The 17,187-nt window shown below is 70.1% G+C and carries 16 protein-coding genes; 6 read left to right on the top strand and 10 right to left on the bottom strand.

Going from position 1 to position 17,187, the window contains the following annotated elements; all coding sequences use genetic code 11:
- Positions 1–215: 215 nt before the first annotated feature.
- From KOD61_RS11985 to KOD61_RS11955, 7 genes are all read right to left on the bottom strand, one after another.
- Positions 216–1,592, bottom strand: a complete 1,377-nt coding sequence (locus tag KOD61_RS11985) for a leucyl aminopeptidase family protein (RefSeq protein ID WP_215218887.1) — start codon at positions 1,590–1,592, stop codon at positions 216–218.
- A complete protein-coding gene (locus KOD61_RS11980) occupies positions 1,589–2,308 on the bottom strand; it encodes an HAD family hydrolase (protein ID WP_215218886.1) in 720 nt (239 codons plus the stop codon). Before KOD61_RS11980 ends, KOD61_RS11985 begins: the two co-directional genes overlap by 4 nt.
- 47 nt (positions 2,309–2,355) lie before the next feature.
- Positions 2,356–3,405: an AI-2E family transporter gene (locus KOD61_RS11975; RefSeq protein ID WP_251370721.1), complete on the bottom strand. Its 1,050-nt coding sequence runs from the start codon at positions 3,403–3,405 to the stop codon at positions 2,356–2,358.
- Positions 3,406–3,524: 119 nt separating this feature from the next.
- Positions 3,525–3,980: a hypothetical protein gene (locus tag KOD61_RS11970; protein ID WP_215218885.1), complete on the bottom strand. Its 456-nt coding sequence runs from the start codon at positions 3,978–3,980 to the stop codon at positions 3,525–3,527.
- A gap of 54 nt (positions 3,981–4,034) precedes the next feature.
- A complete protein-coding gene (locus KOD61_RS11965; RefSeq protein ID WP_215218884.1) occupies positions 4,035–4,616 on the bottom strand; it encodes a phage holin family protein in 582 nt (193 codons plus the stop codon).
- An 8-nt stretch (positions 4,617–4,624) separates the two neighbouring features.
- Positions 4,625–5,017 carry a hypothetical protein gene (locus tag KOD61_RS11960; RefSeq protein WP_215218883.1) on the bottom strand — a complete coding sequence of 131 codons (393 nt, stop codon included), beginning with the start codon at positions 5,015–5,017 and terminating at the stop codon, positions 4,625–4,627.
- A gap of 31 nt (positions 5,018–5,048) precedes the next feature.
- Positions 5,049–6,488, bottom strand: a complete 1,440-nt coding sequence (locus tag KOD61_RS11955; RefSeq protein ID WP_407074599.1) for a Do family serine endopeptidase — start codon at positions 6,486–6,488, stop codon at positions 5,049–5,051.
- Between the two features lie 532 nt (positions 6,489–7,020).
- On the opposite strand from KOD61_RS11955, the gene KOD61_RS11950 reads away from it, so the two are divergent.
- From KOD61_RS11950 to KOD61_RS11935, 4 genes are all read left to right on the top strand, one after another.
- Entirely contained in the window at positions 7,021–9,174 is a 2,154-nt protein-coding gene (locus tag KOD61_RS11950) for an adenosylcobalamin-dependent ribonucleoside-diphosphate reductase (protein WP_215218881.1), read from the top strand.
- A 142-nt stretch (positions 9,175–9,316) separates the two neighbouring features.
- Positions 9,317–10,099: a histone H1-like repetitive region-containing protein gene (locus tag KOD61_RS11945; protein WP_251370594.1), complete on the top strand. Its 783-nt coding sequence runs from the start codon at positions 9,317–9,319 to the stop codon at positions 10,097–10,099.
- A 78-nt stretch (positions 10,100–10,177) separates the two neighbouring features.
- On the top strand, positions 10,178–11,023 hold the full coding sequence (locus KOD61_RS11940; RefSeq protein WP_215218879.1) for a TSCPD domain-containing protein: 846 nt from the start codon (positions 10,178–10,180) through the stop codon (positions 11,021–11,023).
- A gap of 38 nt (positions 11,024–11,061) precedes the next feature.
- The gene (locus KOD61_RS11935; RefSeq protein ID WP_215218878.1) at positions 11,062–11,952 is read left to right on the top strand and encodes an NAD(P)/FAD-dependent oxidoreductase; all 891 of its coding nucleotides are present in this window, start codon (positions 11,062–11,064) and stop codon (positions 11,950–11,952) included.
- 46 nt (positions 11,953–11,998) lie between these two features.
- Here the strand turns inward: KOD61_RS11935 and KOD61_RS11930 are convergent, their stop codons facing one another.
- Both KOD61_RS11930 and KOD61_RS11925 read right to left on the bottom strand, forming a co-directional pair.
- Complete coding sequence (locus KOD61_RS11930; RefSeq protein WP_251370720.1) at positions 11,999–13,294, bottom strand: APC family permease; 1,296 nt, start codon at positions 13,292–13,294, stop codon at positions 11,999–12,001.
- Between the two features lie 211 nt (positions 13,295–13,505).
- On the bottom strand, positions 13,506–14,033 hold the full coding sequence (locus tag KOD61_RS11925; protein WP_215218876.1) for an outer membrane beta-barrel protein: 528 nt from the start codon (positions 14,031–14,033) through the stop codon (positions 13,506–13,508).
- A 247-nt stretch (positions 14,034–14,280) separates the two neighbouring features.
- Between KOD61_RS11925 and KOD61_RS11920 the strand changes: the two genes are divergently transcribed.
- Positions 14,281–15,111: an N-acetylmuramoyl-L-alanine amidase gene (locus KOD61_RS11920; RefSeq protein ID WP_251370593.1), complete on the top strand. Its 831-nt coding sequence runs from the start codon at positions 14,281–14,283 to the stop codon at positions 15,109–15,111.
- A 128-nt stretch (positions 15,112–15,239) separates the two neighbouring features.
- On the top strand, positions 15,240–15,884 hold the full coding sequence (locus tag KOD61_RS11915) for an EF-hand domain-containing protein (RefSeq protein WP_215218874.1): 645 nt from the start codon (positions 15,240–15,242) through the stop codon (positions 15,882–15,884).
- Between the two features lie 59 nt (positions 15,885–15,943).
- Here the strand turns inward: KOD61_RS11915 and KOD61_RS11910 are convergent, their stop codons facing one another.
- The gene (locus KOD61_RS11910) at positions 15,944–17,179 is read right to left on the bottom strand and encodes a PQQ-dependent sugar dehydrogenase (protein WP_215218873.1); all 1,236 of its coding nucleotides are present in this window, start codon (positions 17,177–17,179) and stop codon (positions 15,944–15,946) included.
- Positions 17,180–17,187: the final 8 nt, after the last annotated feature.

Below are 17,187 nucleotides of genomic sequence, written 5' to 3'. Positions count from 1 at the left end.
CAGTGGAGTCCGGGGAATGTGGATTGGAAAGTACTCTGAAAAATAGAGTTGTCAAGCAGGGGGGCGGACTCGCGATCTAGGGAGGCAAAAGCGGAAAGGGTTCCGGGACTGTAGGAGCGGCGTCAGCTGCGATGGTTGCCTGGCGCGGGACCCGGCTTCCGATCGCGGCTTACGCCGCTCCTACAAGGGCGTGACCGGCGCGGCGGTGCCGGTGATCAGCGCCCGGCGCGCGCCTGCAACATCGCGAACGCCGCGCGCAGCCCCTGCGCCTCGCCGCCGGCCGGCCGTCCGGGGCGGTCGGCGTCGTTCCAGCTGTAGACGTCCAGGTGCGCCCACTTCTGCGTGGCCGGGACAAAGCGCTCCAGGTACAGCGCGGCGGTGATGCTGCCGCCCATCCGGCTCGGACCGCCATTGGCGATGTCGGCGATGCCGCTGGTGAGGTAGCGCCAGTACGGCCGCCACAAGGGCATGCGCCAGAGCGGGTCGCGTTGCTGCTGGCCCGCCTCGAGCCAGTCGGCGGCCAGCGCGTCGTCGTTGCTGTAGAGCGCGGGCAGGTCGGGGCCGAGCGCGATCCGCGCCGCGCCCGTCAGCGTGGCGAAGTCGAGCAGCAGTTCCGGCGACTGCTCGCCGGCGTAGGCCAGCGCATCGCACAGCACGACGCGGCCTTCGGCGTCGGTGTTGTCGATTTCCACGCTGAGGCCGGCGCGCGTTGCGATGACCTCGCCCGGACGGAATGCATTCGGGCCGACTGCGTTCTCCACCGCCGGCACCAGCAGGGTGATCCGCAACGGCAGCTTGCGCGCCATCACCCATTCGGCCAGCGCGATCGCGTGCGCGGCGCCGCCCATGTCCTTCTTCATGTTGCGCATGCCGTCGGCCGGCTTGAGGTCCAGGCCGCCGGTGTCGAAGCACACGCCCTTGCCGACCAGTGCCACGTGCGGGTGCGACGCGTCGCCCCAGCGCAGGCAGATCAGGCGCGGGGCGCGGTGGCTCGCACGCCCGACCGCGTGGATGGCCGGGAAGTTGCGCTCAAGCAGGTCGTCGCCGCTGATGACCTCGATCGCGGCGCCGTGGCGCTCGGCGATCTCGCAGGCGACCTGTTCGAGCTGGTCCGGGCCCATGTGCTCGGTCGGCGTGTTGACCAGGTCGCGCACGCGCAGGCACGCGGCCAGCGCGTCGAGCGCCACTGCCGCGTTGTCGACCTCGAGCGACGCCGGCTGCCGAGGCGGTTGCCGGTACCGCGAGAAGCGGTACGCCCCGAGACCCCAGCCGACCCGCAACGCCACCAGCGCATCGGCGTCGTGGTTACCCGCCAGGCGGAACGTGTGCGGCGGCAGCGCCAGCGGCGCGTGGGCGTAGCTGAAGGGGTCGAGCCGGTCGCCGACGCCGATGACCGCGCCCGCCGCGCCCTCGGCGCCCGGCAGCAGCGCCGCGGTGCCGGGGGCACCATCGAAGCCGTGCGCGTCCAGCCACGCGCCCACCGGTGCCGGCTGGCCCGCACGCCAGTCGGCAAGGCCGGCGCGGTCCACCACGTGCAGCGGCAGGGGGGTGGCATCGGCAGAGGGCGCGGCAAATCCGGCGGGCAGGTTCATGCGGACATCGACTCCGGGTGGAGGGCCGCGTCGAGCCAGTCGGCCAACGCGGTCAGGGTGGTGAATTCAAGGTCGGGGGGCGGCATGCGGCGTGGCCACGTTGCCCCCTCGCGGTTGATCCAGACGGTGCGCAGGCCGGCGCGTTGGGCACCTTCGATGTCGGTGCGAACGTCGTCGCCGACATGCAGCACCACGCCGGGGTCGTGGCCCAGCCGCGCGCACGCGGCGTGGAAGATGCCCGGTTCGGGCTTGCCCGCGCCGTGCTCGCCGGCGCCCAGCTGGAAGCGGAACAGGTGCATGAGGCCGATCGTGCGCAGGCAGGCATTGCCGTTGCTGAGCGCCGCCAGCGGCAGCCGTGCGGCCATGCGCTCGAGCGAGGGCACGCTGTCGTCGTAGTGTTCCACCTCGCAGCGAGCGGCGAAGTAGGCGTCGTAGGCGGACGAACCCAGCGCGACGTCCTCACCGGCCTCGGCGAGCATCCGCTCGATCATCCAGCGCCGCTGCGCGGTCATGTCGTGGGCGCGGTGCGGACGCTCGAGGTCGCACTGCTGGCGCAGCCTGCGCCGCGCCGCCAGCGGCCAGCGCGCGGCCGCCCGCGGGGCATGGCGCTGCAACCAGGCGTCCAGCGCGTCCTCGGCCCGGTCGATGGCCGGTGCGATGGGCCACACGGTGTCGTCCAGGTCGAGCGTTATCGCGCGTACGGGGAAAAAGTGCACCGCGCCATTCTACGCCGGAGGGCCGTGGTGGTAGGCCATGCGAGGCGCTACTCGAACAGCCGCGCCCAACCCTCCATGCCTTCGATCCGGTCGAACACGATCTTCAGGCAGACCAGCAGAGGCACCGCCAGCAGCAGGCCGATGATTCCCCACAGCCACCCGAACAGCATCAGCGCCAGGATCAGTACCAGCGGCGACAGCCGCATCTGCCGCCCGAGCACGATCGGCGTGATCATCTGGCCTTCGAGGGTGTGCAGGCCGAGGTAGATGCCGGCGGGCAGCAGCGACTCCCACGGATCGTCGAAGGCGACGAAGCCCATCAGCAGCATGATGATGATGCCGATCATCGGGCCCACGTACGGCGCGTAGTTCAGCACCGCCGCCATCGTGCCCCACAGCAGCGCCTCGGCCAGCGGCACGTCGAGCAGGAACAGGATCCCCGCCAGGGCCATGCCGACGGTGAAGTTGATGAAGGTGATGGTCAGCACGTAGCGCGAGATCTCGCGCTCGATCGAATGCAGGATGTCCACCGTCACCCGTTTCTGCTGGCGGGTCGGCAGCAGTGACAACGCGTTGCGCTGCAGGTTCTCGCCGTAAACCATGAAGAAGAACGTCAGCAGGATCACCGCCAGCACCGCGGCGAGCATGCGCGGGGTGGCGGTGAGCTTCTTCAACGGTTCGTTGACCTCGGTGCGCACCACCTGCACCGGTTCCGCCTGGTCGCCATCGGCCGCGCGCGCGATGTCGGCCGCCGCTTCGTTGGCAGCCTGCATCGGCTTGGTCATCTCGCGCAGGCGCGGGGCGAATTCGCGCAGTTCTCGCGGTACCTGGCGGGCCCATTCGGCGGCCGGTTCGATGAGCTGGTTGGCCAGCACCGCAGTGCCCGCCAGCCCGCCCAGAAGCACCAGCAGCGCACCCAGCGCCCGCGGGATGAAGAGGCGCTGCAGGGCGCGGATGATCGGGTTGCCGATCAGGGCGAAGAACACCGCCAGCAGGATCGGCAGGATCACCGCCTGCGCCGCCCACATCGTGTAGCCGACCGCCAGCACCACCAGCACGATGAGTGCAGAGGACGCCCGCGGGCGGAGCGGGGACAGCGGTGGATCGGCCTCCGGGTCGTCGTCGCGCGCCGGCGTGGCCGGGGCGGCGGCGGGCGTGTTCGCAGGTTCGGTCGCAGGTTTGGGTAAACCGGCGGGCGGATCGGGTGTCGGCGTGCTCACGGGTCCATCGCCTCGGCGTTGACCTGCCGGGCGGCCTCGGCCTCGCGCTGCAGGCGTGCGTGCGCGAGCTCCTCGCGGGCCGCCTCGCTGGCAACATCCTGGGCCGCGGATTTTGAGGTGGTACCGGGGGCGACCGTCTCGGCGGCCTGTTCCGACGCGTCGGCGGCGTGCTCGGCTTCGGTCGCGGCCTGCCGTGCGCTGGTGCCGGCGAACACGGTGCCCAACATCGACACGATCCGCACCACGCTGCCGCTGCGCGCGGCGCTGCGGATCGGTTCGGCGCGTCCGGCCAGGTACCCGCTGACGAGGCCGGCCAGGACGATGCGGCCGGGCGTCCACATCGCCTTCCAAGAGTCGCGCAGCTGGCGCACGTCGGCGCCGACGCGGCGCTCGTTCGCCTCCATGGCGTTCTCCGCCTGGGTGACCTTGGCGATGAGTTTGTCGAAGCTCATGGCACGCCGCTCCCCGGGTTGTGCGCGTGTGGGTGGTGCGTCCGCGTCGGCCGCTCAGGGCGGAGTGACGTCGATGCCCTGCTTGTCCTTGACCGGCTCCCCGCTACCGTCCTCGGGCGGGCGCCGGCGGGTGGCCTCGCGGGTCGATTCGGGCGAATCGGCGTCGGGGACGAAATCGGCCAGCTCGCCGATGCCCAGGCGGGCCAGCTGGCGGCGCGTGGCCTGCAGCCGGGTGTGGTCGAAGTAGCGCATCGCCATCCACGAAGCCGCGCCGGCCATCACCAAGCTCAGCGCGGCCGGCAGCAGCAGCGCGCCCAGCCACGGCATGCCCAGCCGCGCGCTGAGGAAGACCACGAGCGCCCCCATCAGCAGCAGCCACGCCGATGCGCCGGCGGCGATCGCCACCCCGCTGAGGGCCAGCGTCCGTCCAAGCGCGCTGCGGGCGAGCGAGACGTCGGCCACCACCAGCGACCGGAAGGCCTTGGCGGTGTCGACCGATGCGCCGAGGCTGGCGCGCCCGGTGGCGCCGATCTGGCGCAGCGCCTCGAGCAGTTCCGCGGCGGGCTCCGGCGTGTCCGGATCCGGGCGCCCGTTGCCGGCGCCCGGTGCGTGCGCGCTGTCCCCGCGTTGCCGCACGGCGGTGCTTACCGCTCGCCGCGGCCGAGCTTGGAGATGATCCAGCCGGCGGCAAAGGCGGCGCCGAACGCTGCCAGCGGTCGCTCGCGGATCAGTTCGGCGGCGCTGTCGATCATGTCGCGGCCTTTGTCCATGAGCACGTCGGCCTGCTCGCGTGCAGCCAGGCTGGCCTGCTCGGCGGCGGTAAGGCCGGCCAAGGCGCTGTCGGACAGGTCGGCCTTCACGTGCGCCTTGCCCAGCCGCAGTTCGTCGCCCGCCGCACCGGCCGCGCCCTTGAGGGCATCGCCGGCATCGCGCGCGGCGCGCTTGAGGTGGTCGCCGGCTTCGCCGAGGCTGCCCTTGAGGGCGGCGCCGGGCTGTCCGTTGGAAGAGGTGGTCGAGGTCGCGTCGGTCGGGCTCATCTGGGAATCTCCTGGACGTGGGGTGACGCCGTCACTGCATCGGCAGGACTCCCTGCCGATTGCCCCGGACGACGTTCAGGATCAACTGTGCGGGAGGCTGTGTGAAGCCCGCGCGGAAGCCCGCCAGATCATCGAAACCGCCGGCGCTGGTGGCCACCACCACATCGCCCTCTCGCAGGCCATTGCGGGCCGCACGGCTGCCGCGCGCGACCGACTCCACCAGCACCCCGCGCGCGCCCGACTGGCGCAGGCGCTCGGGCAGTTCGGCGAAGGTGGCGCCGGTCAGCCGCGGGTCGAGCTGGTCGCCGGCGTGGCTGCGCGGCTGGTCGCGGACCTCGGCGGTCACCTCCAGCGCCTGGCCGTTGCGACGCACGTCCAGCGTGACGCGGCTGCCCACCGGCTGCAGGCCCTCGAAGTTGTGCAGGTCGGCCGGGCTCTCGATCCGCTCGCCGTTGGCGGCCACGATCACGTCGCCAGGCTTCAGCCCCGCCGCCGCCGCGGCCGAGCCGGCCAGCACGCGCGTCACCAGCGCGCCGCGCTGCACGCCCAGCTCCAGCCCGCTGGCCAGCCGCGGCGTCACCGCCTGGGTGTCCAGGCCCAGCGTGCCGCGTCGCACCTCGCCGGTGCTGACCAGCTGAGAGAGCACGTTGCGCGCGAGGTTGGCCGGGATCGCGAAACCCAGGCCGATGTTGCCGGCCATCGAGCCACGCGGGTTGAAGCTGGCGGTGTTGATGCCGACCAGCTGCCCGTCGAGATTGACCAGTGCGCCGCCGGAATTGCCCGGGTTGATCGACGCATCGGTCTGGATGAAGTTCTGGTAGCCCAGCCCTCGCAGGCCGCTGCGGCCGACCGCTGAAACGATACCGCTGGTGACGGTCTGGCCGATCCCGAACGGGTTGCCGACCGCGACCACGAAGTCGCCGACGCGCAGCGCGCCCGAATCGGCCAGCGGGATCTCCTGCAGGCCGTCGGCCGGGATCTTCATCACCGCGACGTCGGTATCGGGGTCGGAACCGACGAACTCGGCCTCCATCGTGCGGCCATCCGACAGCGTCACGGACACCTCGTCGGCGCCCTCGATCACGTGGTGGTTGGTCAGCACCAGGCCGCGCGCGGCATCGACGATGACGCCCGAGCCCAGCGACTGCTCGATACGCTCCTGCGGCACGTTCGGGAACATCCGCCGGAACATCGGGTCGTTGGCGAACGGATTGTGGATCCGCACGCGCTGCTTGGTGTGCACGCTGACAACCGCGGGCGTCACGCGCGCCAGCATCGGTGCGAGCGACGGGATCGGTTGGCCCCCGACGACCGCCGGCAGCTGCGCGGCCGCGGGGGCGAGCGCGGCGGATGGCGCGGGGGCGGCAGGCGTGGCATGCACCGGCAACAGGGCGTCGCGCAGCGCGGTGGCGGCAAAGCCACCGAACGCGGCGGCGAGCACGAGCGCGGCGAGGATCCGGAGCGGGGTCAGGGTCGTGTTCGTCATCGGTGCGGGAAGGTATGTGGACGCGGCGGGCACGGCGGCACCCGGGGCGGCCCAGTGTGGCCGGGCCCCATTTAATCGCCGGTGAAGCCGGCATGCGCGGCCGGGCCAACCTGACGATAACGCGGGTTGCCGCGCAATCCGGACAGGCCCAGCACCGGTCGGCATACACGCTTCCAAACGGCGGCGGAAGCGTTGACTTCCCCCGGGGCCGGGCGTAGCTTGGCCACCTGCCTCGCACACAACATGTTGTGGTCGACGTAGCAGAAAAAGCCCAAGCGTAGGGGTTGCCCTTGGGAAGCTTGAGCAAGCGAGATCGCCCGGAGCGCCGCAGGACGCAGGCCCCGGCAACGGACGGAGCAGGCCTTGGCACGCCCACGCCGGTAACCAGAATCAAAGACGATGACGCGGTGCGCCCGGCGCCCCGTGCGGCCGGTCGTCGGCCACCCGCGACAACAACCAGAATGCAGCAACAGCGCCGCGACCCCATGCGCGGCCATCACGAGGAGACAGGACAGGCATGAGTACGGTGCGCCTCGAGGCGGTGAAGATGGACACGTCGACCCAGGACATTGCGATGCAGCCGGCATCCCAGGACATCTGGGACAAGAAGTACCGGCTCAAGACCAAGAGCGGCGAGCCGGTCGACGCCGACATCGACGCGACCTACCGCCGCGTTGCCAAGGCGCTGGCGGAGGCCGAGCCGACCGCCGAGAAGCAGCAGTACTGGATGGAGCGCTTTACCTGGGCGCTGCGCCGCGGCGCGATCCCGGCCGGCCGCATCACCTCCAACGCGGGCGCGCTGGCGCACAAGCCGGCGACCTCGACGATCAACTGCACCGTCTCGGGCACCATCGAGGATTCGATGGACGGCATCCTGGAAAAGGTCCACGAGGCCGGGCTGACGCTGAAGGCGGGCTGCGGCATCGGCTACGAGTTCAGCACGCTGCGGCCGCGCGGCGCGTTCGTCGCCGGCGCCGGCGCGTACACCTCCGGCCCGATGTCCTTCATGGATATCTACGACAAGATGTGTTTCACGGTGTCGTCGGCCGGTGGTCGCCGCGGCGCACAGATGGGCACGTTCGACGTCTCCCACCCGGACGTGAAGGACTTCATCCGCGCCAAGCGCGAGGACGGCCGGTTGCGCCAGTTCAACCTGTCGCTTCTGATCACCGACGGCTTCATGGAAGCCGTCGCCGACGACGCCGACTGGCCGCTGGTGTTCCCGGTCAACATCAAGGAGAAGGGCGACGTCGACCTCGACGACGCCACCCAGGTCGTGTGGCGCGAGTGGCCGACCCACCGCAACTACATCGTCCGCGACGACGGCCTGGTGGCCTGCAAGATCTACGGCCACATCCGTGCGCGGCACCTGTGGGACATGATCATGGTCTCGACGTACGACTACGCCGAGCCGGGCTTCATCCTGATCGACCGCGTCAACGAGATGAACAACAACTGGTGGTGCGAGAACATCCGCGCGACCAACCCCTGCGGCGAGCAGCCGCTGCCGGCATACGGCGCCTGCCTGCTGGGCTCGGTCAACCTGACCAAGTTCGTGCGCAACGCGTTCACCGACAAGGCCGAGTTCGACTGGGACGAGTACCGCGAGGTCGTGCGCGTGTTCACCCGCATGCTCGACAACGTGGTCGAGGTCAACGGCCTGCCGCTGGAGCAGCAGCGCAACGAGATCATGCGCAAGCGCCGCCATGGCATGGGCTTCCTCGGCCTGGGCAGCACCGTGACCATGCTGCGGATGAAGTACGGCAGCGAGGCGTCGTGCGAGTTCACCGACCGCATCGCCCGCGAGATGGCCGTCGCAGGCTGGGAGATGGGCCTGGAGCTGGCCAAGGAGAAGGGCCCGGCGCCGATCATGGCCGAGACCTTCGAGGTCGACGCCGAGATGCTGCGCAAGCGCCCGGAGATGGTGAAGGACGGTTGGAAGATCGGCCAGCAGGTCGAGGGCCGGGTGCTGCACGCCAAGTACTCGCGTTACATGCAGCGCGTGGCCGAGGTCGCGCCGGAACTGGTCAACGAGCTGGCCGAGGTGGGCGCGCGCTTCACCCACCACAGCTCGATCGCCCCGACCGGCACCATCTCGCTGTCGCTGGCCAACAACGCCTCCAACGGCATCGAGCCCAGCTTCGCCCACCACTACAGCCGCAACGTGATCCGCGAGGGCAAGAAGTCCAAGGAGAAGGTCGACGTCTTCTCGTTCGAGCTGCTGGCCTACCGCGCGCTGGTCAACCCGAAGGCGATGCCGTTCTCCGAGGACGCGGCCGAGAAGCTGCCCGACTACTTCATCGCCGCCGACGACGTCACCCCCAAACAGCACGTCGACGTCCAGGCCGCCGCCCAGAAGTGGGTGGACAGCTCGATCTCCAAGACCGCCAACGTCCCGACCGACTACCCGTACGAGGACTTCAAGGACATCTACACCTACGCCCACTCCCGCGGGCTCAAGGGCTGTACCACGTTCCGGTTCAACCCGGCCGCCTTCCAGGGCGTGCTGGTCAAGGAAGCGGACCTGGAAAACACGACCTACCGGTTCGAGCTGGAGGACGGCCAGGTGGTCGAGGTCAAGGGCAACGAGCAGATCGAATACGACGGCGAAATGCACACCGCCGCCAACCTGTTCGACGCCCTGAAAGAGGGGTACTACGGCAAGTTCTGATGGCTGGCTTCACTGTCTCATCCGCGCGCCGCGGGTATAGCATCGGCGTGGTAACACACTGGTTTCACCGAAAGGTTTCACCCGCGTTACCCGCAAGCCAATACGACGCCCGCGAGGAGGGCACATGAGCAACGGTAATGGAGTGACGGCCACGCTTTCGCAGGCCGCCGACAGCGTCAAGGAAACCGCCGGCAACATCGGCACCACCATCGCCAACACGGCCGGCGAGGCCGCCGCCACCGTCCGCACCAGCGCCACCCGCGTGCGCAAGGCGGCGAGCACGTCGGTCGGCAACGCCAAAAAGAAGCTGGCCCGGGCCAGCGCCAACGCACGCAAGGAAGCGAGCAAGCTGGAAAGCAGTGGCGTCGGCAAGCGCGCCGCCGCCACGAAGTCTGCGAGCAAGAAGTCGACGAGCAAGAAATCGGCCAGCAAGAAGGCCACGACCAAGTCGACGACGACGAAGACTGCGGCGAAGAAGGCACCGGCCAAGAAGTCGTCGACCGGAACGACCCGCAAGTCGGCGGCGAAGAAGGCCACCGGCACCAGGGCCGCGACCAGGAAGGCTGCAACGAAGAAGACAACCAGCAAGGCCGCGACCAAGAAGACCGCGACCAAGAAGGCTGCAACCAGGAAGTCCGCAAGCAAAAAGACCGCCACGCGGAAGACGGTCGGCAAGAAGACTGCAGCGGCGAAGACGACCGGCCGGAAGAGCACCGCCCGCAAGGCGGTCGCGAAGAAGGCACCCGTTGCCAAAAAGGCGACGGCCCGGAAGTCCGCTGCGAAGAAGGCCACCGCGAAAAAGGCGACGACCAAGCGGGCGCCGGCAAAGAAGGCGCCGGCCCGCAAGGCAGCCGCCAGCAAGTCCGCCACCCGCAAGGCGCCGGCCCGCAAGTCGGCCGCCAAGCGCAGCACCCGCAACACGTAAGCCGCGTGACCGCCTCTCCGCCCAGCGGGCGGGGAGGCGGGACGCCTGTACCGGATACGCAACACCAGGAGCTGGCCAATGGCCGTCAAGATCGACCAGAAAATCAAGGGTTACAGCGTCGTCAGCCAGGAGGACCGGGCGCGGGAGGCGAAAGCCGCTGCCGCTGCGCGTGATGCCGAGGCCGCCGCGACGCCGGGCGCCAACGTCATCCAGATGCACGAGAAGATCGAGCGTCCCGAGACCCTCATCGGCTCCACCTACAAGCTCAAGACGCCGTTGTTCGAGCACGCCCTGTACGTGACGATCAACGACATCGTGCTCAACGCCGGCAGCGAGCACGAGCAGCGCCGGCCGTTCGAGATCTTCATCAACTCCAAGAACATGGACCACTTCCAGTGGATCGTGGCGCTCACGCGCATCATGTCGGCCGTGTTCCGCAAGGGCGGCGACGTGACCTTCCTGGTCGACGAGATGAAGGCCGTGTTCGACCCCAAGGGCGGCTACTTCAAGGCCGGTGGCGTGTACATGCCGTCGCTGGTGGCCGAGCTGGGCAGCATCGTCGAGGACCACCTCAAGGCGATCGGGATGATGCACGACCCCGAGATGAGCGCCGAGCAGCGCGCGCTGATCGCCGAGAAGCGCGCCGCCTACGCCGCGCTCGACTCAAAAAAAAACGCTGAAATAAGCCCGGCCCCTGCGCCGGCGGCGGAAGGCAGCGTGCTCCGTGACGACCGCAGCGGCCAGCTGTTCCCCGAGCCGCGTATCAGTGACGCCCCGCGCGACGAGGACGTCGAGGTCACCGGCGACGGCGGCGTCGCCTTCCCGCCCAGCGCCACGATGTGCCACAAGTGCAGCACCAAGGCCGTGGTGATCATGGACGGCTGTGCCACCTGCCTGAACTGCGGTTACAGCAAGTGCGGCTGACCCGCCGCGCACCCGGCCCGCTGCTGGCGGGCTGACCGATGGCCAAGCCGCTCGACTGCGCGATTGTCGGCGGTGGCCCGGGCGGGCTGACGGCCGCCATCTACCTTGCACGCTTCCGCCGGTCGGCGGTGCTGATCGATGCCGGCAACGGCCGCGCCCGCTGGATTCCGGAAAGCCACAACTGTCCCGGCTTCCCATCGGGCGTCAGCGGGCGCGACTACCTCGCGCGGCTGATGGTGCAGGCGCGCGGGTGCAATGCCCGGATCGAGTCGACCGAGGTCACCGGGATCCGGCGCGACGGTGACAACTTCGTGCTTTCCGGCGACGGGCTGGAGGTCGCCGCCCGCAAGGTGATCCTCGCGACCGGGTGCGAGGACGTGATGCCGGCCCTGGATGGACTGGAGGACGCGGTCGCCTGCGGTGCGGTACGGCTGTGCCCGGTCTGCGATGGCTACGAGGCGATCGACCAGGACATCGCGGTGCATGGCCCGCTGTCGGAAACGGTCAACCATGCGGTGTTCATCCGCACATTCTCGAAGCGTGTCGCGGTGGTGCCAAGCGACGGGATTGTCGATGCCGCTGCGCGCGGCCGTCTCGCCGATGCCGGGATCGAGGTAACGCCTCCTTCCGGCGGCCTGTCGTTCGACGGCCGGCGTTGCCACTTTCTCATCGGTGGCGAAAGCCGGGCCTTCGATGTCGTCTACCCGATGCTCGGCGCGCGGCAGAAATCCGGGCTCGCCACGGCCCTCGGCGCGGTGACCGACGACGAGGGCGCGCTGCGGGTCGATCGGCACCAGATGACCAGCGTCCCCGGCCTGTACGCGATCGGCGATGTCGTCAGCGCGCTCAACCAGATCGCGGTGGCGACCGGACACGCCGCCATCGCAGCCACCCACGTGCACAACGCGCTGCCTGCCAACCCGGCGTAGGCCGGGCCGCGCGGCGCCTAAGGCAAGCCGACGCCTGCCCGAGGCCTCAGGGCAGCGGCTGTCCCGGGATCGTGGTTGCCGACACCGGCTTGCGGCGGAACAGGAAGACCACCGCGCCGGTGGCCAGCGCGATCGCGCCGGCAACCAGGTTCTCCGGCTTCGCACTGGCCAGCAGCCCGAGCGACAGCAGCAACGCCAGCACCGGGATCAGCGGCCCACCGGGCAGCTGCATCGCGCCAGGTGCATCGCCATGGCGGCGCTGCAGCACCAGCACGGACACCGCGGTGCCGATGTAGGTAAACAGCCGCGCGACCACCGAAAGCAACGCCAGTTGCACGAACGATCCCGTCAGCGCGAGCGCCAGTGACAGCACGCCCAGCGTGATGATGGCAACCGCCGGCGTGCGGAAGCGCGGGTGCACCGACGCCAGTGCGCGCGGGCCGTAGCCGTCCAGCGCAAGCGCATGCAGGTAGCGCGGCCCGAGCATGATCGTGTTGCTGTTGGTGCCCAGGATCGACACCGTCGCGCCGACCGTCAGCAGCAGTGCCAACCAGCCGCCACCGAAGCGTGCCGCAGCGTCCGCCAGCGGCGTCTGCGACTGCGCCAGGCCGGGCAGGGTGCCCAGTGCGACCCATTGCACCGCGAAGTACACCAGCGTCACCGTGGCGATCATCGCCAGCAACGCGAACGGCACGTCGCGGCGTGGGTTGCGGTATTCGCCGGCGGCCGCGGGCAGGTTCTCGAAACCGGCGTAGGCGAACAGCAGCAGCAGCGCCGCCTCGCCCAGGTCGCGCAGCGGGATATCACCGGCCAGCGGCGCGGCCATCGAACTGTCGACGTACATCGCACCGATGGCGATGAACATCAGCAGCGGCAACAGCTTGGCGATCGCCAGGAACACGCCGGTGCGAGCGGCGGCGCGCACGCCGACCACGTTGACGATGACCAGGAAGGCCAGCGAGCCGACCACGATCGCGATGCGCACGCCGCCGTCGGCCGCACCCGGCCAGAAATGGGTGACCGCCTCGGCCAGGCCGTTGCTCAGCGCGGCGGCGCTGGCGATGCGCGTCAGGAACAGCATCCAGCCGACCTCGAAACCGACGAAGGGCCCGAACGCCTCCCGCGCGTAGAGGTAGCCGCCACCGGGCTGGTCGAAATAGCTGGACGCCTGCGCGTAGCACAGCACCAGCAGCGCCACCGCCCCGCCAGCCAGCAGCACCGCCCACAGGCTGGCCGGACCGAGCAACAACGCGGCCGCCGCCGGCAGCAGGTAGATGCCGCTGCCGATGACGTCGTTGATCGACAGGCCGAACAACTGCCAGCGGCTGACCGCCCGGACCATCGTCGGGTCGCCGGGCGGCGTGGGCGTGGGAGCAGGCGCGGCGACGCCGGACGGGTTCGGTGCGTTCAAGGACATCCCCTGCAGTGGCTGCCGGGGCAGATTGCATGATCGGAGGCCCAGCGTCCACGCGCCGGCCCATAACGAAAACGGGCCGCCGGAATCCCGGCGACCCGTGTCCCGCGGTCACGCCCCGCCGCGGCGGGGCACACCGTCAGAAGTCGAAGCGGACCTGCACCTGGGCCAGGTCGATCTCGCTGTCGTCGATCTCGAACCGGCTGTACTCGCCGCGCAGCGCGACCGCGTCGGTGAAGCGGTACTGCAGGCCAAGGCCGTAGGTCGGGTCGTTGCCGTCGTCGGACACGCCGGTGATCGAAGTATCAACGTTCCAGTCGCTGTAGCCGGCCTTGGCATAGCCGGAGAACCGGTCGGTGAACGGCAGCGTGCCGACGGCGACGAGGTAGGCGGCATCGGCTTCGAGCTCCGGCCCTGCCGAACCGAGGGGCTCGGTCTTGCCCAGGTCGGCGTAGCCTGCCTCGAGGCCGAAGTACGGGTTGACCTGGTAGCCGGCGAACGCGGAGAACGCGGTGTCCTCGTCGTCGAGCGCACCGTCGTCGATCATCGCCTGGCCGGCACCGGCGCCGACATAGAAGCCGGGTTGCTCGGCGGCACCGGCGCTCAAGGCGGCCATGCCGAGGACGGCGGCGACGAGACCACGGGAAAGAAGGTTGCGCATGCTCATGTATCGACTCCTGTTGGCGGACATCGCGACGGGGGAGGGAGTGGCGATGGTCCGGCGACGGGCCCGGGCGGAATGCCCGGACAGCCATCGCTGCGGGAACAAGATGGGTGCGCGGCGCCGCGCCCAAAGGCACGAAAACGTGGATGCACCGTCCCGTCACTGGAACGGCGCGCGCCGCGCCATCGTCGCGGCGACCACGCGGGGGCTGCGCTACGGTGTGCGCAACCCATCGGACCGGAACCCCATGATGCGATTGCTGCTCCTCGCACTTTCCTTCGCTGCCGTCGCGCTGGCCGGCTGCACGACGACGTCGCCGCCGCGCAACCCGCTTGCCGAATGGCACGCGTCACCCAACCACGGGCCGCGGCGCGCGCGGGTCATCGTGCTGCACCACACCGCGATGGACTCGGCCGAGGGCGCGTTGCGGGTGCTGCAGACGGGCAACGCGGGTGGCCCGGTGAGCTCGCACTACCTGATCGGCGACGACGGCCGGCGTTACCAGCTGGTGTCCGAACAGGCGCGTGCATGGCATGCCGGCGACAGCAGCTGGGCCGGCATCAACGACCTCAACTCGACCTCGATCGGGATCGAGCTCGACAACGACGGCCACGAACCTTTCAGCGAGGCGCAGATCCAGTCGCTGCTGGTGCTGCTGGCTGACATCGTCGAGCGCAACGGCATCCAACCGCACCTGGTCGTCGGGCACGGCGACATCGCGCCAACCAAGAAGGACGACCCGAGCGCGTGGTTCCCGTGGCAGCGGCTGGCTGAGGCCGGCTTCGGATTGTGGCCGACGGGGGGCGTGGGGCTGCCACCGCCCGGCTTCGACCCGTGGGCGGCGCTGCGGCTGGTGGGATACGACCTGGCCGACCCGGGGGCGGCGCTGGCGGCGTTCCATCGGCACTACCGCGGCCGCGACGACCGCACCTGGCTGCCGGGCGACGACGTGATCCTGCACGACCTGCAGACACAGCTCATCGCGTTGCCCGCAGGCGCCCCGCGCGCGGACATGGCGCAGGGCAGCATCGGCACGCCACCGCCGGATGCCGGCGAACGCCTGAACAGCCCAGTTCGCTAAGGCGGCGGCAGCGCGGCGTGACAACGTCGTTAGGCGCGATCGGCGTCATCGTCGATACAGCGGGTACGGAAAATCCTGCGTCCGCCACGCACCCGCGTGGGCACCACGACGAAGCACAGGAGAACCGCATGAACACACGCAACCGCAGCCTGCTGGCCGTGGCCCTCGGCACCATCCTGATCGCACCGCTGGCCGCCGCGCAGAGCCCGCAGTCGAACGCCAACGCGCAACAGGACACCGTGCCGCACGACGCCATGCAGCACGACAAGAAGAACGCCTTGCCGCCGCAGGTCAATCCCGAGGAAGTGCTGGAGCAGAGCGTCGACCCGCGCGTGCCCACCGGCGACGTCGCCGACGATGCCCTGGGTGCCGCGCCGCCGCCCCCGCCGGTGCAGTCCCGCGGTGCCGAGCACGCCGCCGATCATTCGGCCGTCGTCCAGCGCGACGCCTGGGGCCGGCTGGACGCCGACGGTGACGGCATGATCAGCGCGGACGAGGGCGAGGTCGACGCGGACTTCAGCGCCAACTTCGAAATGATGGACGGCGACGACGACGGTTTCGTGAGCGACGCCGAGTTCCGTGCCAGCGCGAAGGCCGGTACCGGGGACGATGCGGTCGACGACGTCGATGACCGCGACGACGACCGCGAGGCAGACCGGGACGATTACAACGAAGCGATCGAACCGGATCCGATGAACGACCGTGATGGCATGGACGACGATGGCACCGGCATGGATGACGAAAACGGCGCGCCCGACGGCGACGGCACGTAAGTCGGGCCTGGCCTGTTCCGTTGCATGCGACAAGGGCGCCCCTCGGCGCCCTTGTCATGTCAGCCTGCGCCCGGTGCGGCCAGCCGCAGCAGCCGCCCGCTTTCGCCGTCCTCGAGGAGCCAGACGTCGCCGTCCGGCCCCTGCTCGACTTCGCGGATGCGATGGCCCATGTCGAAGCGCTCGGCTTCGCGCGCGCTGTCCCCATCGATCGACACGCGCACCAGCGCCTGGCCCGACAGTGCACCCAGCAGCGCATCGCCCTGCCACTGCGGGAACGTCGCCCCATCGTAGATCACCAGTCCCGCCGGCGAGATCACCGGCGTCCAGGTGGCTTCGGGCGCATTGAACTGCGGCCGGGTGTCATGGTCCGGAATTGGACGGCCGTCGTAGTGGTCGCCATCGGAGACGAGCGGATATCCGTAATTGGCGCCGCGCTCGATCCGGTTGAACTCGTCACCACCGGACGGGCCCATCTCGTGTTCCCACAGCCGCCCCTGCGCGTCGAACGCGATGCCGAGCGGGTTGCGGTGACCCAGTGACCAGACCTGCGCGGCCACGCCACCGTCGGCGGCGAACGGGTTGTCGGCCGGAACGCTGCCGTCGTCGTTGAGCCGGATGATCTTGCCGAGGTTGGATCGCATGTCCTGCGCGGGGTCGAACTTCTGCCGCTCGCCCGAGCTGATCCACAGGTGCCCGTCCGGCCCGAACGCGATGCGATGGCCGTAATGGCCCCGGCCGCTGACCTTCGGGACCTGGCGCCAGATGACCTCCACGTCGGACAGGCGGCCACCGCCGGCGTCATCCAGCGCCAGCCGGGCGCGCGCGACCGCGGCGCCGCGGGTGTCGCCGTCGCCGGCTTCCGCGTAGCTGAGGTAGAGCCAGCCGTTGTTCGCGAAATCCGGATGCGGCACCACGTCGCCCAGGCCGCCCTGGCCGCCGTGGTCGACCCCGGGCACGCCGGTGATCGTGCCGATCGTGCCGTCGGCGCCGAGCAGGCGCAGCGCGCCGGCCTTCTCGGTGACCAGCAGGCGGCGGCCGTTGCCCGGCAGGAAGGTCATCGCCCAGGGCTCGTCGAAGCTTGCGACCTCGGTCACCGTGAACGGTCGTCCGTCGGCGGCGACCGGCGGGGCGGGCGCCGCGGGCGCGGGCGCATCGGCGCCTTCGGGCGCGCCCGGCGTCGCGGCGTCACCCGTGCCGGCGCCGCAACCGCACAGCAGCGCGAGCAGGCAGGCGGGAACCAGCGTATGCCGCCGCGGCGCGGCGGACGCGGGACGGCGGTGGTGTCGAACGGGCATGGCGCACC

The organism is Lysobacter luteus (genome assembly GCF_907164845.1).
GTDB classification, from domain to species: domain Bacteria; phylum Pseudomonadota; class Gammaproteobacteria; order Xanthomonadales; family Xanthomonadaceae; genus Novilysobacter; species Novilysobacter luteus.
Note: the sequence above shows the minus strand (reverse complement) of the source record. Positions and strands in the feature narration are given on the sequence as shown.

Excerpts from the sequence above, each read along its gene's own strand:
- KOD61_RS11985 (WP_215218887.1), bottom strand. The coding sequence starts at position 1,592 with ATGAACCTGCCCGCCGGATTTGCCGCGCCCTCTGCCGATGCCACCCCC.
- KOD61_RS11970 (WP_215218885.1), bottom strand. The coding sequence starts at position 3,980 with ATGAGCTTCGACAAACTCATCGCCAAGGTCACCCAGGCGGAGAACGCC.
- KOD61_RS11960 (WP_215218883.1), bottom strand. The coding sequence starts at position 5,017 with ATGAGCCCGACCGACGCGACCTCGACCACCTCTTCCAACGGACAGCCC.
- KOD61_RS11950 (WP_215218881.1), top strand. The coding sequence starts at position 7,021 with ATGAGTACGGTGCGCCTCGAGGCGGTGAAGATGGACACGTCGACCCAG.
- KOD61_RS11940 (WP_215218879.1), top strand. The coding sequence starts at position 10,178 with ATGGCCGTCAAGATCGACCAGAAAATCAAGGGTTACAGCGTCGTCAGC.
- KOD61_RS11935 (WP_215218878.1), top strand. The coding sequence starts at position 11,062 with ATGGCCAAGCCGCTCGACTGCGCGATTGTCGGCGGTGGCCCGGGCGGG.
- KOD61_RS11930 (WP_251370720.1), bottom strand. The coding sequence starts at position 13,294 with ATGGTCCGGGCGGTCAGCCGCTGGCAGTTGTTCGGCCTGTCGATCAAC.
- KOD61_RS11925 (WP_215218876.1), bottom strand. The coding sequence starts at position 14,033 with ATGAGCATGCGCAACCTTCTTTCCCGTGGTCTCGTCGCCGCCGTCCTC.
- KOD61_RS11920 (WP_251370593.1), top strand. The coding sequence starts at position 14,281 with ATGCGATTGCTGCTCCTCGCACTTTCCTTCGCTGCCGTCGCGCTGGCC.
- KOD61_RS11915 (WP_215218874.1), top strand. The coding sequence starts at position 15,240 with ATGAACACACGCAACCGCAGCCTGCTGGCCGTGGCCCTCGGCACCATC.
- KOD61_RS11910 (WP_215218873.1), bottom strand. The coding sequence starts at position 17,179 with ATGCCCGTTCGACACCACCGCCGTCCCGCGTCCGCCGCGCCGCGGCGG.